Source organism: Staphylococcus sp. KUGN1, from assembly GCF_045984185.1.
Lineage (GTDB): Bacteria > Bacillota > Bacilli > Staphylococcales > Staphylococcaceae > Staphylococcus > Staphylococcus warneri_A.
Genome location: NZ_JBJQIL010000001.1, coordinates 463530 through 478612, shown reverse-complemented (window position 1 = coordinate 478612; position 15083 = coordinate 463530). Strand labels below are relative to the sequence as shown.

The 15083-nt window shown below is 31.7% G+C and carries 14 protein-coding genes and 1 riboswitch; of the genes, 5 read left to right on the top strand and 9 right to left on the bottom strand.

Annotated features, from left to right (window positions below):
- Positions 1-116: 116 nt before the first annotated feature.
- Positions 117-1133, bottom strand: a complete 1017-nt coding sequence (locus ACJQQZ_RS02380) for a cytochrome d ubiquinol oxidase subunit II (RefSeq protein ID WP_145505994.1) — start codon at positions 1131-1133, stop codon at positions 117-119.
- On the bottom strand, positions 1130-2485 hold the full coding sequence (locus ACJQQZ_RS02375) for a cytochrome ubiquinol oxidase subunit I (RefSeq protein WP_075778646.1): 1356 nt from the start codon (positions 2483-2485) through the stop codon (positions 1130-1132). Before ACJQQZ_RS02375 ends, ACJQQZ_RS02380 begins: the two co-directional genes overlap by 4 nt.
- A gap of 203 nt (positions 2486-2688) precedes the next feature.
- On the opposite strand from ACJQQZ_RS02375, the gene ACJQQZ_RS02370 reads away from it, so the two are divergent.
- Positions 2689-2919, top strand: coding sequence for a glutaredoxin family protein (locus ACJQQZ_RS02370; protein WP_002450699.1), 231 nt, complete (start codon positions 2689-2691; stop codon positions 2917-2919).
- A gap of 82 nt (positions 2920-3001) precedes the next feature.
- Here the strand turns inward: ACJQQZ_RS02370 and ptsP are convergent, their stop codons facing one another.
- From ptsP to auxA, 5 genes are all read right to left on the bottom strand, one after another.
- On the bottom strand, positions 3002-4720 hold the full coding sequence (gene ptsP / locus ACJQQZ_RS02365) for a phosphoenolpyruvate--protein phosphotransferase (RefSeq protein ID WP_049423563.1): 1719 nt from the start codon (positions 4718-4720) through the stop codon (positions 3002-3004).
- A 1-nt stretch (position 4721) separates the two neighbouring features.
- On the bottom strand, positions 4722-4988 hold the full coding sequence (locus ACJQQZ_RS02360; RefSeq protein ID WP_002450701.1) for a phosphocarrier protein HPr: 267 nt from the start codon (positions 4986-4988) through the stop codon (positions 4722-4724).
- A gap of 154 nt (positions 4989-5142) precedes the next feature.
- Positions 5143-5685 carry a DUF697 domain-containing protein gene (locus ACJQQZ_RS02355; RefSeq protein WP_002450702.1) on the bottom strand — a complete coding sequence of 181 codons (543 nt, stop codon included), beginning with the start codon at positions 5683-5685 and terminating at the stop codon, positions 5143-5145.
- A gap of 59 nt (positions 5686-5744) precedes the next feature.
- Positions 5745-6917 (bottom strand): class I SAM-dependent rRNA methyltransferase, encoded by a 1173-nt coding sequence (locus tag ACJQQZ_RS02350; protein WP_145505992.1) that lies wholly within the window; start codon positions 6915-6917, stop codon positions 5745-5747.
- A 254-nt stretch (positions 6918-7171) separates the two neighbouring features.
- A complete protein-coding gene (gene auxA / locus ACJQQZ_RS02345; protein ID WP_145505989.1) occupies positions 7172-8473 on the bottom strand; it encodes a lipoteichoic acid stability factor AuxA in 1302 nt (433 codons plus the stop codon).
- 153 nt (positions 8474-8626) lie between these two features.
- On the opposite strand from auxA, the gene graF reads away from it, so the two are divergent.
- From graF to ACJQQZ_RS02325, 4 genes are all read left to right on the top strand, one after another.
- Positions 8627-8761, top strand: a complete 135-nt coding sequence (gene graF, locus ACJQQZ_RS02340) for a glycopeptide resistance-associated protein GraF (protein WP_145505987.1) — start codon at positions 8627-8629, stop codon at positions 8759-8761.
- 260 nt (positions 8762-9021) lie between these two features.
- Positions 9022-9123: riboswitch (TPP riboswitch) on the top strand.
- Positions 9124-9209: 86 nt separating this feature from the next.
- On the top strand, positions 9210-9785 hold the full coding sequence (locus ACJQQZ_RS02335; RefSeq protein WP_145505985.1) for an ECF transporter S component: 576 nt from the start codon (positions 9210-9212) through the stop codon (positions 9783-9785).
- A gap of 12 nt (positions 9786-9797) precedes the next feature.
- Positions 9798-11201 (top strand): ABC transporter ATP-binding protein, encoded by a 1404-nt coding sequence (locus ACJQQZ_RS02330; protein WP_145505983.1) that lies wholly within the window; start codon positions 9798-9800, stop codon positions 11199-11201.
- Positions 11194-12000 (top strand): energy-coupling factor transporter transmembrane component T family protein, encoded by an 807-nt coding sequence (locus ACJQQZ_RS02325; RefSeq protein WP_145505981.1) that lies wholly within the window; start codon positions 11194-11196, stop codon positions 11998-12000. Before ACJQQZ_RS02330 ends, ACJQQZ_RS02325 begins: the two co-directional genes overlap by 8 nt.
- Positions 12001-12334: 334 nt before the next feature.
- On the opposite strand, the gene purD is transcribed toward ACJQQZ_RS02325, so the two are convergent.
- Both purD and purH read right to left on the bottom strand, forming a co-directional pair.
- On the bottom strand, positions 12335-13573 hold the full coding sequence (purD, locus tag ACJQQZ_RS02320; protein WP_145505979.1) for a phosphoribosylamine--glycine ligase: 1239 nt from the start codon (positions 13571-13573) through the stop codon (positions 12335-12337).
- Positions 13574-13600: 27 nt separating this feature from the next.
- Positions 13601-15079 carry a bifunctional phosphoribosylaminoimidazolecarboxamide formyltransferase/IMP cyclohydrolase gene (gene purH / locus ACJQQZ_RS02315; protein ID WP_145505977.1) on the bottom strand — a complete coding sequence of 493 codons (1479 nt, stop codon included), beginning with the start codon at positions 15077-15079 and terminating at the stop codon, positions 13601-13603.
- Positions 15080-15083: the final 4 nt, after the last annotated feature.

Sequence of the window (15083 nt, the reverse complement as noted above, 5' to 3'; positions counted from 1 at the left end):
ATAGTCCTCCGCTTATTACACATTTAAATAACAACGATCAAATCAACTTTTTTCAAATAAATATATAGTAAAAGCTGATGCAAAATCGAAATGATGATTTGTTCTACTATAGTTGATTATTTTTTTCCTTCTACATAATCTTTATCGAAAACAAATAGTCTCAATAATAATAGTAACGATGGAACTAATAAAAGTAAACCTAAAATAAATGCAATAACCAATGCTAGACCCATTTCATCATTTACATGAGAACTAGAAATTTTTACGAATGGATGTAATAAATATGGTAATTTACTGATACCATATCCAAAGAAAGCAAATAACATTTGCAATATCACCATTATAAATGCTAAACCATGATTTCTTTTAAAAATAGTTAGTGCGCCTGCAACTAGGAAAAAGATAAAACTTATCACGAACATCCACCAATAGTTAAAGACAGCATTATTAAAATGCTCTGAGTTTTGTACTCTTAGTGATAAAAAGACAAACAAGGAAATAATAATCATTGGTGGTCCCCAAAATATATGCCATTGTCTCATTAAATGATATGCCGATTGGTCCTTTGCTTTATTAGCATAAAATGTAAGGAATCCAGAAGAGATATATAACACTGAGATAATTGCCAAGAAAACAACAGCCCATGCAAAAGGACTTAGTAATAGTTGAACCCAGTCTAAATCAACATGATTCCCTACCTCTTTAATATAGCCACCTTCTGAAATTGTTAATGCGGTTGCTAATGCAGCTGGAATAAGTAAACCAGTTAACCCATATAGAAAAATCCATGGTAATTTTGTATCTTGTCCATAATTCTCAAAGGCATAGAAACTGTTTCTTATTGAAATAAGAATCGTACCAATTGAACCTGGTACAAGTAAAACCGTTCCTAAATATTTAACGGAATCAGGGAAGAATCCAATAAATCCAACAAAGAAAAAGACAAAGAAGACATTCGTAACTTCCCATACTGGACTAAGATATCTTTCAATAAGATGATTGATTTTCTTTTCTTCACCAGTAAGTTTAGAATGTAATGCGAAGAATCCAGCACCAAAATCAATTGAGGCTACGATTATATAACAAAATAAAAATATCCATAAGACTGTAATACCTATATATGAATATATCATTTGTTATCACCTCTTTCTTTGAGCACTTGATTGACATCATTGATTGCAGGTTTGTTTCTAAACATTCTGAGTAACACATATGCAGATGTAACGATGAGTACAAGATATAATAAACCAAATAAAATCGTCACTAATGTAATACCACCAGCTTGAGTCGCTGCTTGAGATACTCTTAAGTATCCTCTTACAATCCATGGTTGGCGTCCCATTTCCGTTAAGAACCAACCAAATTCAATTGCTAACATAGACGCTGGACCAGTAAGTAATATGCTATATAAAACTACCTTATGTGTAGTTAAGTGTCGTAACTTCTTAATTAATAAAATCAACATAAAAATTCCTGAAATCACAAAACAGAATACGCCCATTGAAACCATTAAGTCAAAGAAATAATGAACAATTAATGGTGGCAATTCATTTTTAGGAAAATCGTTAAGTCCTTTTACTGTCGTCTTCAAACTATTATCAGCTAAGAAACTTAACATTCCTGGGATTTCTATTGCGCCTGATACTTCATTCGTCTTTTCGTTTAAAACACCAAAAAATACTAAATTAGCTTGAGATTGTGTGTCAAAATGCCATTCATATGCAGCCAATTTTTCTGGTTGTACTTTATGTAAAAACTTAGCTGACATATCTCCCGCTAACATCGATAACAATGTTGAAATAAACCCAACAATCATCGTCATTTTTAATGCTTTTAAATGATATCTTTTATCTTCTGGATGCGTCTGTTTTAGCAATTTAAATGCAGCAATTGCCGCAAGAATAAACGCCATTGTCATGCCAGCTGTTGCAACAACATGGAAGGACCTTACGATAAATGATGAGTTAAACATTGCTTCTAATGGTTGAACATTAACCATACGCCCGTTTTTCATTTCAAAACCAGCTGGTGTATTCATAAACGAGTTAACTGACGTTATGAAAAATGCTGAGAATGATCCACCTATAATTACAGGTAAGCCTATAACAAAATGAATCCATTTATTTTTAAATCTTTCCCAAGTATAAAGATAAATACTAAGAAAAATAGCTTCAAAAAAGAATGCGAATGTTTCCATAAATAGAGGTAATGCAATTACATGACCGCCCATTTTCATAAATGTTGGCCAAACAAGCGATAATTGCAAACCAATAATTGTTCCCGTCACTACACCGACAGCAACTGTAATGGTATATCCTTTCGACCATCGTTTCGCTAATGCAATATAATGTGCATCGTTGTTTCGTATACCAAGAAATTCAGCGATAACAAACATTAATGGCATACCTACACCAATCGTTGCAAATATGATATGAACGGCTAAGGTCATACCTGTAAGTAATCGACTCATTTCAACTGAATCCATATATAATCACCTTGTATTTATATTTTTTAGTAATTTCACAATGCTTAAAATTATAAATCCTTATCATGATGAACTAAATGTTTTTGCTTGAATTTTTGACATAAATTTTTTATAGAGACACATAATGTTCACACCATTGATATTTTATAAAATTAAATATAAGATAGAATAATATAAATTAACATATAGAAAGGAAGACCAAAGTGTCACATATTACGATATATACACAAGATGATTGTCCACCTTGTACGTTTGTAAAAAATCATCTTCAAGCAAATCATGTAGATTATACAGAAAAAAATATAAAGAATAATCAATATCGAGTAGAAATGATGGATTATGATGCATTTGCGACGCCATTTATCTTATTGAACGATGAACCTATGTATCAAGTTGATATGGATAAAATTAATCAAGCTTTTGACATTCAATAAGTACTTAGCAATTAAAAGATACTAATGATATAAAAGAACCAACTAAAGCAATTTAAATTGCTCAAGTTGGTTCTTTTGATTATTATTTTGAAATGTTATTAACTAATTCCATAACTTCCTCTTGTGTTGCACAATGAATAGCACGGTTCGCTAATTCTGACATTTCATTTTTACTTAAACCATTAATTTGTCTTCTAGCTTTAAGAATAGATGTTGGACTCATTGAGAATTCATCTAGACCTAAACCTAATAATAATGGTACTGCAGTAGCATCTCCTGCCATTTCACCACACATACCAGTCCATTTACCTTCTTTGTGAGAAGCTTCAATGACTTGTTTTACTAAGCGTAAAATTGAAGGATTGTATGGTTGATATAGATAAGATACGCGTTCTGACATACGGTCAGCTGCTAATGTGTATTGGATTAAGTCATTTGTACCAATACTAAAGAAATCTACTTCTTTAGCAAAGACATCAGCTAATGCTGCAGTAGCTGGAATTTCAACCATGATACCTAACTCAATATCTTCCGAAACGTCATAACCTTCGTTTTGAAGATTCTCTTTTTCTTCTAATAACATTGCTTTAGCATCGCGGAATTCCTTGATAGTAGCTACCATTGGGAACATGATATTTAATTTACCGTAAACAGAAGCACGTAATAACGCACGTAATTGTGGTCTGAAAATATCAGGTTGCGCTAAGCAAAGACGAATCGCTCTATAACCTAAGAATGGATTCATTTCTTCTGGTAAATCTAAGTATGGTAATTCTTTGTCGCCACCGATATCCAATGTACGAACAACAACACGTTTACCATCCATAGTCTCTAATACTTTTTTGTATGCTTCGAATTGTTCTTCTTCAGTAGGCAATTGATCTCTACCCATGTATAAGAACTCAGTACGATATAAGCCAATACCTTGCGCACCATTTTCAATTACACCAGGTAAATCATTTGGTGTACCAATATTAGCTGCTAACTCTGCGTGAACACCATCAACAGTTACTGTATCAGCATCACGTAATTTTTGTAATTCTTGTTTATCTTCAAAGAAACGTTCACGTTTATTTTGATAAGCGATAACTTCATCTTCTGTAGGATCGATAATAACATCACCAGTTAAACCATCAACGATAATCATATCGCCTTGTTTAACTTCTTTAGTGATTGATTTAGTACCAACTACAGCTGCGATTTCTAATGAACGACTCATAATCGCAGAGTGACTTGTTCTACCACCAATATTCGTTACAAACCCTTGAACGAATTCTTTATTTAACTGTGCAGTATCAGAAGGTGTTAAGTCATTACCAATAATAACAACACTTTCATCAATCATACTTGGGTTTGGTAATTCAACCCCAAGAATATGTGCTAACACACGTTTAGATACATCTCTAATGTCTGCTGCACGTTCTTTCATGTATTCATTATCCATTGATTCAAATATAGTAATGAATTGAGTTGTAACCTCATTTAATGCTGTAGCAGCATTAACATGGTCGTTTTTAATTTTATCTTGAATTGGTTGAATTAATTCTGGATCATCTAAAACAAGTAAATGCGCATCAAAAATGGCAGCTTTATCAGCGCCTAATTGAACTTCTGCATTATTTCTTATTTTAGTTAATTCAATTTTAGATGCTTCGATAGCGTTATTGAATTTGCTAGTTTCACCTTCAACATCAGTGATTGTTTCACTGCTGTCGAAAGATAAATCTGGCTCAACTATTAAGTAAGCTTTAGCGATTGCTACACCATCAGATGCAGCAATACCATTAATTAATTTAGACATATTACTTAGTTAAACCTTCTTTTGATAAGACATCACTGATAGATTCGATTGCATCTGCCTCATCGCTACCGTCAGCATAAATTGTAATTTCAGCATCTTTACCTACACCTAAACTCATAACACCCATGATTGATTTTAAGTTTACTTTTTTACCGTTATATTCTAATTGAATATCTGAATCAAATTTTGAAGCTGTTTGTACCAACATTGTAGCTGGGCGAGCGTGGATTCCTGTTTCGTCGATAATTACATATGATTTTTGTTCCATAATTTATTTCTCCTTCTATAAGTTAGAATCTTCAATATACTTACAATCTAACATAAATTTTTATACCTTAACTTTACCAAAACCAATAGTTAAATTCAATTTGTTTAAAACCGGTTTCAGTATATTTCTACAATTTTTTAACAAATTATATCCCTTAAAGTAACTCTTTGATGACTTTTTCACATTTTTCAATATGATCTTGACCTAATTTTTTCATAAAGTAATAACTAATTGATGCTGAAACTGCTTGTCCTACAAATGGGAACCATTTAGTTTGTTTAGCTGCAGTTCGTTTCGCTACATCTTTAATCACTACTTTCATAAGTGCATTGGTTAATTTTTTACCAATAAATTGACTACCTTGAATGGCTGCTGCAGACATGATTCGTTCTCTAACATCATCACTCAATGAATTGACTTGTTTATGATCTAGTCCATAAATTTTATTGACATCACTAATGATATCTCTCATTAATTTTATATCAACACCAAAGTCCAATCCAGGAATTGGTACTACACTCATTCCTGATGATAATAAAGATTTCTTTTTAACGAGATTTTCTGCTTGTGCACGTCTTTGTTGTAACTCATTTTGAGTCACAGGTAAATTACTTTTTTCTTTGATTTCTTCAATATTTAATACTTTATTACCAACTGTATTTGTAACTCTATTCGTCATTTTATTTCTAATGCTCATCTAATTCACACTCCCATGAATCTTATTTCAATAAGACTCTATACCCAGAATACAACTATTTAATGCTCAATATTAACAAAAATTGCTTTCAAATATTTTGAAGGTTTGTAATGTGGATGTGTTTTAAAATCTTTAGGTAATCCCATCACTTCTTTGATTTCATAATCAACTTCAGCTTCTTCTAGTGTTGTTTTAATAACATTTTTAAACGCTTTTAAAGAAAAGACACTCGAATTGGTACATAATAATAATGTCCCTTTTGGTGCTAATACTTCTAAGGCGCCATTAATTAATTTGTCGTAATCTTTTTGTACTGAAAATGTTTTCTTTTTATTTCGTGCAAAGCTTGGTGGATCAATGACAATTGTGTCATATTGATGCCCGTGTCGATTTGCATAATTATAAAAATCAAATGTATCCATGACATAAATATATTGTGATTTAGGATCAATGGCATTAAGCCCAAAATTCTCTTCGGTTAGTCCTCTTGAACGATTAGCTAAATCTACACTTGTCGTTGTTTTAGCCTTAGTTGCTGATACGACAGAAAAAGCGCCTGTATAGCTGAACACATTTAAAAGATGACGCCCCTCTGAAAATTGATCACGTAATTTCTTTCTTACTTCTTTTTGGTCTAAGAAGATACCTGTCATTAAGCCGTCATCTAAATCCACATTATAAAACGTAAAGTTCTCTTCAATTACAATTGGAAATGTTTGTTGTTCTCCCTCAACAAACCCACCTGTGTATTCAGTATCTTTAAAACGCATTTTTTCGTATATAGACTGATATTCAAAAACAATTTTGATAGCTTCTAAAATATGGTACCTAAATTTATAAATACCTTTCGAATACCATTGAATTAATAAATGGCCATCATAGTTGTCGATAGTTAAGCCGCCAACACCATCACCTTCAGCATTGAACAATCTAAAAGCATTCGTACCATCTATGTGATAGTAATATTCTCGTTCTGCTAAAGCTTTTTCAAATAATCGTTTAAAAAACGATGTGTTAATATCTTCGGACGGATCATAACTTAACACCCAACCTAAACCTTTATGCTGTCTACCTACATAAGCCGTTGCTATATATTGTTCTTTTCCATCGACTAATTTGAATAAATCACCTTCTTTTAGATGATCTTGGGCATAAATATCTTCTTCATCAATTAATGGATATTGAATTTGATATTTTGATTCTTTACCTCTATTTAAAGTTGCAATCTTCATTTATTACACTAACCTCTCTTTTATACATTTAATTTCTTCAACCGTCATATTGCTATGCTGATTCGTAAATGCATTTTACATTATATATAATTACTAATTGAATGATTCATTTATTATTTTAACAAAGAATGCTAGGATGTCCTATTTTCTAACAAAAAAGAGTGGGCTTACAATTCGATCGATTAAAGAAGGAATTGTAACCCACCCCATAACACGTGTGATTTGTTTAAATTAATTTGTTAAATGTTTTTTAATTATTCTTTTGGTTTATCTCTTAACTGTAATGAATAAGCAACAATCATTGCTAGTAACATAAGCAATAAAGTTGGCGTAATAAATACAGATAATAATAATCCGTGAACCATAATATTAATGAATTCAGTTAATAATTTAAAGAATAAGATACTTCCCATAAATAATTGTAAGAAGTAAAATTTACCTCTTAAGAAATAAGTAAGTGTTGTAGCAATATAAACTATGATAATAAATAAAAGTAACAATAATGTTACCCATTCTATCACATATTGCGTTTGTGATAATTCCCATTCTCCAGATAAGAACAATGCGTTTCTGTTGTTAAATTCTAAAAATGTAAAGAAGAAAATAACTACACCACAGAAAATTTCAACATACATTGGTTTTATCCATTTTGGTTTTCTCATCCAATGTGGAATATCATCTTCTTGGATATCAACAATTTTTTTTACTTTTTCTTTAAATTTATCCCTTTTAACTCTAATTTTTTCTAAATCAACACTTCTTCTTGTTTTACGTGCATATTCTGTTGTCTTATCTTGTAGTTGTTTTAAGTGAACTTTAGTTTGATTCGAGACATTACCTTTACTTGTTCTTGATAATTCAGGTTCTTCTTCACCTAATTCTTGTTTCGTAAGCGGTAGCGCACGTCTTAAGAACAAGAAGTTCCAAATTGACATTTGTCCTAATAACCACATAATAATAAAGAATGTATTAACACTTAAGATGTCAATAGATTCAATTTCATTAGCATCTATACGACCATGTAATGCAATTTGCGTAATAAGGTAACTGATACCATATGATACGATAATCCACATATAATGACTCTTTCGATTATCACTATTCAATTCATCTTTATATACAATATAACCGATATGTATGATGAACGGAATAATAAATACGATACCAAAGAACCCATATACTTGCATCATAAGAACTAGAGTAATTAAGAAATACATTATCCCTATGACTAAGAAGAAAATTGAAATATCATAATCATACTTAATTGTTCTAAATAACGTATGACCTAGTAACATTACAAAGATACCAAATAATATAATAATTATGGCACTTACAATTGGGAAACTCCCGATAAATCTACTCATCACTTTAATTATTTCAGCGAAAAATGCGTTCAGGAATTCCCATATATTATACACATGTGTATTTACCTTCTTATCTCCATTTAATTGTTTAATAAGCGGTAAGTTAATTAATATAATGAGTCCTGTGAAAAGTGAAACGATACCGATGATATAACTAAATATAATCTCGGTGTGTTTCTTAAGAAAAGACATACTATTCACCTCAAAAGTTATTATATATGAAGAACTTATTCTTGTCTTTAATAAATCATTAAATACGTCTATAGACCTAGAAAAGTTTATTATTAGCATAACTGGGTAAAAGGTGTATGTAAACAATAAAACACAATTAGGGGTGGATTTATTATGAGTAACGAAGAATTTGCAAAAAAATCAGCTGAAAAAGCCAAAAAAGCAGAAGAGAAATTAAAAGAGCAAAAGGAAGAAAAAACAAATGATACAGAACAAACTAAAAAAGATATTGATGACGCATTAAATTAATTACTAATTGACTATTTAACCATTAGATCATCCAATATTCTATAATAACGATGAATTTGGGACATAAATACAAAAAAATAATAGCACAAAGATGATTTGAAATTTTAAATCATCTTTGTGCTATTTTATATTTAATACTACGTATTGACTGACTTAGAGTTTTCATAAGCACACATCATATAAAAATATTAATTTATTATATATTTTATTAACTTGACAATCCACATGAAAAATCATACATTAAAGACAAATTAAAATAATAAACGCACTAGGGGTGTTTTGAACTGAGATGAGGTTAACCCTCAAACCCTTTGAACCTGATCTAGCTAGATACTAGCGTAGGAAAGTGTAATTAACAAAGATGATAATCGTATGTTGAATCATATTCTTATGTTTTACGCACAACTTTCCTAGAGATGGTTGTGCGTTTTTTTAGGAGGATGTTTTTATGTCAAAAGGTTTAAAGCTTTCTGAGATATTAGTAACAGTACTTATCTCTCTCATTTTTGCCATTATTTATAACTTATGGTGGCTATTTTATAATGTTGCACAAGTCGCTGGTTTACACCTTGAACAATTAACATATGGTGTATGGTTTATGGCTGCGATTGTTTGTTATTTAATTATTCCTAAGCCAGGTATCGCCTTACTTGCTGAGTTTGCTGCAGGTGCCGGTGAAACAATTGTGATGGGTAAATTTGATATACCTACAATCATCTATGCCCTACTACAAGGTTTAGCTTGTGAGATTGTCTTTGCTATATTCAAATACCAGTCTCGTTCAGTCATGGTAGCTATGCTTGCGGGATTAGTGACTGCACTTATTTCATTCCCAGTCGACTATTTTTATGGTTATTTAAATGAAGTTGCTGGATGGAACTTAATTTTATTCATTGTTTTCCGTGCGATTAGTGGTATTATCATTGCTGGTTTATTATCTTATTTATTGGTTAAAGCATTGGATCAAACTGGTATAACTAAAGTATTCAGACCCGCTTCTAAAGATGATTACGATACATTATAAGGGGACTTAAAAGTGTTGAAAGTTACAAATTTACGTTTGAAATATCCTAATGGATATCGAAAAATTTTTGATAATCTAAATATAGAAATTAAAGATAAAGAAAAAGTACTTTTACTAGGACCGTCCGGTTCTGGTAAAAGTACACTTTTAAATGTATTAAGTGGTATTGTACCCAATTTAATAGAATTACCTATGAAATATGACGAATTGCAAATCAATCAGCATAATGGGGTTATCTTCCAAGATCCGGATTCACAATTTTGTATGCCTAAAGTTTATGAAGAACTTGCCTTTGTTTTAGAGAATAGAGAAGTGCCAAGACAAGATATGGATGAAGCCATCAGCCAAGCATTAGCATCAGTAAATTTAAATGTAAACGAAAATACACAAATCAATCAATTAAGTGGCGGTATGAAGCAAAAATTAGCTATAGTTGAAACCATATTACAACAAGCAGATACGCTATTTTTAGATGAACCCACTGCAATGTTAGATGTTAATGCGACATCAGATTTATGGCAACGTTTAATCAAGCTCTGGAAAGACCAAACAGTACTTATAGTCGAACATAAGGTCGAACATATTTGGCAACATGTGGATAGAGTTTTATTAATGAACTATGAAGGACAAATTATTGCTGATGATACGCCAAATCATATTTTAAAGCATTATGAACATTTACTTAGTGAATACGGCGTGTGGCATCCAAATGCATGGCATTACGCTCCTAAGCCAAAATATATGGCTCCCTCATCTGAAGCGCCATTATTTAAATTTGAAAATGGTGCTGTTATTCGTAATAAGAAAGATTTATTCAAAGTGGATCAATTAGCTATTCATTCAGGTGAGTGGATCACGATAACTGGTCAAAATGGTACTGGTAAAACCTCATTATTAGAATCCATATTACAATTAATCAAATATAAAGGCGTAATGACATTTCAAGGTCAGGAATTGCGTAAAATTAAAGATGCTGCAAAGCACATATATCTTGTGTATCAGAATCCAGAACTTCAATTTATCACTAACTCTGTCTATGATGAAATATTGATTCATTTTAACCATTTAGATTCATCTATTGCAGAATCTAAAACCCTCGACTTATTAGATTTACTAGACTTAACCAATGTTAAAAATCAACATCCTTACGAATTATCAATGGGTCAAAAACGTAGGTTAAGTGTAGCAACGGCATTAAGTTCAAATGCAGATATCATCCTTTTAGATGAACCAACATTTGGTTTGGATAGCCACAATACATTTCAATTAATAAAACTATTTCAAGAGAGAGTATCTAAGGGGCAAAGTATCATTATGGTTACACATGATCCAGAGATTATTAAACGCTATCCAACACGTCAATGGATAATTGAAAACCAATATTTAACAGAAATCAAAGGTGATCAACATGTTTGAACATTGGAAAATTAGACACACCTTTATGGATGACGTCAATATTATCACTAAACTCGTTTTAGGCGTTTTACTATTTTTCTTTATTATTTTTATTCATAATTTTGACTTTATGATTTACATCGTTTGTCTCATGTTTATCTTTTTACTTATGTTTAACGGAACGCAATTTAAAATTACTGGTGCTTTTATACTAGCAACCACGTTCTTTGCTCTATTGTCATCACTATTCATGATTTTATACGGTGATGGTGACCACATTTTATTTAAATTTGGAATCATTCAAATTAGTACGGAAAGTATCGTCAGAGGTATTCACCTTTCTCTTCGTACAATTACAGTGTCGATGTTTGGTATTCTTATAGCATTAACGTCACAAGTAGTCATGATTTTTTATAGTCTAATGCAACATTTAAAAGTAAAGCCTAAAGTTGCCTATGCCTTTATGGCCGCAATTAGAATGATACCGTTAATCATCAGTTCTTTAATTCAATTACGTCGTTCTTTAAAAATGAGATATCAAATGATAAACAAATCTAATTATAGAGGTTTCAAAAGACTTAAACATTTAATTATTCCGTTATTAAGTCAAAACATACGACGTGCACATCAACTATCTGTTGCAATGGAGTCTAAAGGTTTTAAAGATGGTCCTAGAACGTATTATTATCACGCACCATTCTCATACAAAGATATTATATTGATTATATGTTTATTAATTATTATCGGACTTTCTTATTATTTATCATCTATCTTGCCAATAACTGGTATCCATGATGTTCGAATAGGTAGATTAGAATAAAGTATTTTATCCATTCATTCCATATATAAATAAAAAATCCTGGGACAAAAATAATGTCTCAGGATTTAATCATATAATTATAGTAGTTGACTGTAGGCGCATTCTTTTTCTCATAGAAATTAGAACGACTTACACATGTATATCAACTTATATATTCAGATAAACTATAGGAATATACATGAGCTAAAGTCCATAATTACAACCGTCTAAGTAATGAATTGTAAAGATGCTCTAATATAAAATTTTTACAATTATAGTCAACCTTGTTGAAACAAGACAAGGAAATAAATTTTAGTAACATGTTATTTCTGTCCTGTTCTCTTTAATTATTCTTTTATTTCAATGCTTTATTTCCGATGTCTGTTCTATAAAACAAGTGATTGCTCTTTATCTTTTTAACACGTTTATAGGCAGCGGCTTGCGCTTCTTTTATATTTTGCCCTTCACCTATAGCTAATAGGACGCGTCCACCACTGTTAACAAACTGGTCATTATCCTTCTTCAAACCACTTACAAAGTAATTTGAGTCTAGTTCAAATCCACTAACTTGATGCCCTTTTTCGTAATTACCTGGATAGCCTTTAGAAGCCAACATGACACCAACCACTGATTCATCCTTCCATTCAAAATGAATCGGCTCATCATTATCAAGTGCAACAATATGATGCATTAAATCGCTATTCATTCTTGTCAATAACACTTGTGCTTCTGGATCACCAAATCTTGCATTAAACTCTATGACTTTCGGCCCTTCTTGAGTCAAAATAGCACCGATGTATAATAGTCCAAAGAAATGGTGGCCTTCTTTAGCCATTGCATCTGCAATCGGTTGAGCAATCTCCTCATTTGTTCTAGCAATTATATCATTACTAATATGAGGTACTGGACAATATGCACCCATACCACCTGTATTTGGCCCTTTATCGTAATCATAAGCACGTTTATGATCTTGAGCAATACAATCAAATGGAACAGCTCTCTTACCATTAACAAATGTCATTAAAGAGAATTCTTCACCTTCTAAAAATTCTTCAAATACAATTGTTCCTGATTTTTCTTCAAACATTTGTTGAACTGCTTCTTTAGCTTCATCTCTTTTTGTAGCAATCACTACACCTTTACCTGCAGCTAAACCATCTTTTTTAATAACGATTGGCAAGTCACATGTTTCAACGAAAACTAATGCCTCTTCCTTATTATTAATTTCCTTATATTGTGCAGTAGGAATATCATATTTAGCCATTATTCTTTTAGCAAATGCCTTTGAGCCTTCAATTTGTGCTGCATCGCGATTAGGGCCAAATACTTTAATTTGATGGTTTCTTAATAAATCAGGTAAACCATCTATCAATGGTTGTTCAGGTCCAATTACAACCCATTCTATTTGATGATTAGTGACAAAGTCTAAGATAGCTTCGTGATCATTTTCTTTAATATTAGTATGGATTTGTGCCACATTAACCATTGCTTCATTGCCTGGTATCACATGAACTTGGTCTACTATTGATGATTGACTTAATTTATAGGCTAATACATGTTCACGTCCACCTGCACCAATAACGAGTACTTTCATGACTTTTCTCCCTTCAACATCTTATGATTAGTGTTTAAAATGTCGCATTCCTGTCATTACCATTGTAATGCCATATTTATTTGCCATATCGATAGAATCTTGATCCTTAATTGATCCACCAGGTTGAATAATTGCTTTAATACCATTTTGAGCAGCTAATTCTACAGTGTCATCCATTGGGAAAAAGCCATCTGATACTAATGCAACATTATCATTAATTTCAATTGCTCTTTCCAATGCAATTTTGGCTGAACCTACGCGATTCATTTGACCAGCACCAATACCTACTGTTTGTTTAGCGTTACTTAATATTACTGCATTACTCTTAACGGCACCTACCACTTTCCAACCTAACAACATTGCTTCCCATTGCGCTTCAGTTGGTTGTACTTCTGTAGCAACAGTCATTTCATCACGACTTACTTCAAAGTTATCTTTATCCTGTACTAAATAGCCACCAGATACTGACACAAATTCTTGTTCTCTATTATCAATTGTTGTATCTATTTCTAATAGTCGAATATTTTTCTTTTTCGTTAAAATATCTAAAGCCTCTTTCGTAAATTGAGGTGCGATAACGACTTCTAAAAAGATAGAATGTAGTGTTTCAGCTAACGTCGCTGTCACTGGTCGATTTAATGCAATAATTCCACCAAAAATGGATTGATTATCTGCATCAAAAGCATTTTGGAAAGCCTCTTCAATTGTATTTCCAATTCCTACACCACATGGATTCATATGTTTTACGGCAATCGTAGTTGGCTCTTCAAATTTTTTAACTAATGAAAGTGCTGCATCAGCATCTTTAATATTATTGAAGCTAAGTTGCTTACCATGTAATTGTTTAGCTCCAGCAATTGTATGTTTAGCATCAGTTGTTCTTACAAAGTAAGCAGATTGTTGTGGGTTCTCACCATAGCGTAAGGTTTCTTTATTCCCTTTAAAGAAATTCACAATAGCTTCATCATATTGAGTTGTATGTTCAAATACTTTAATCATAAGTGATTTGCGGTATTCTTCGTCTAATTGGTCATTTTTTATTCTACTAATCACTTCATTATAATCAGCAGGGTGTACAACGGTTGTCACATGTTTAAAATTCTTGGCAGCTGCTCTTAACATTGTCGGACCACCAATATCAATATTTTCAATCGCATCCATTTCTGTAACATCTGGATTTTCTACTGTTTTTTGGAATGGATATAAATTAACGACTACTAAATCTATTAAATCAATGTGTTGTTCTTTTAATTCATCCAAATGTTCTGATTTATCTCTATCTGCTAAAATCCCACCATGTACTGCTGGATGTAAAGTTTTAACACGTCCATCCATAATTTCATGAAATTGTGTTAATTCAGATACAGATTTCACTTCAACTTGTGCCTCTTCTAAAATACGTTTCGTTCCACCTGTTGAATAAAGCTCATAACCTAATTCCTTTAAAGATGTCGCAAATTCTACAATACCGTTTTTATTTGAAACACTTAAAATTGCTCTTTTCATTGTT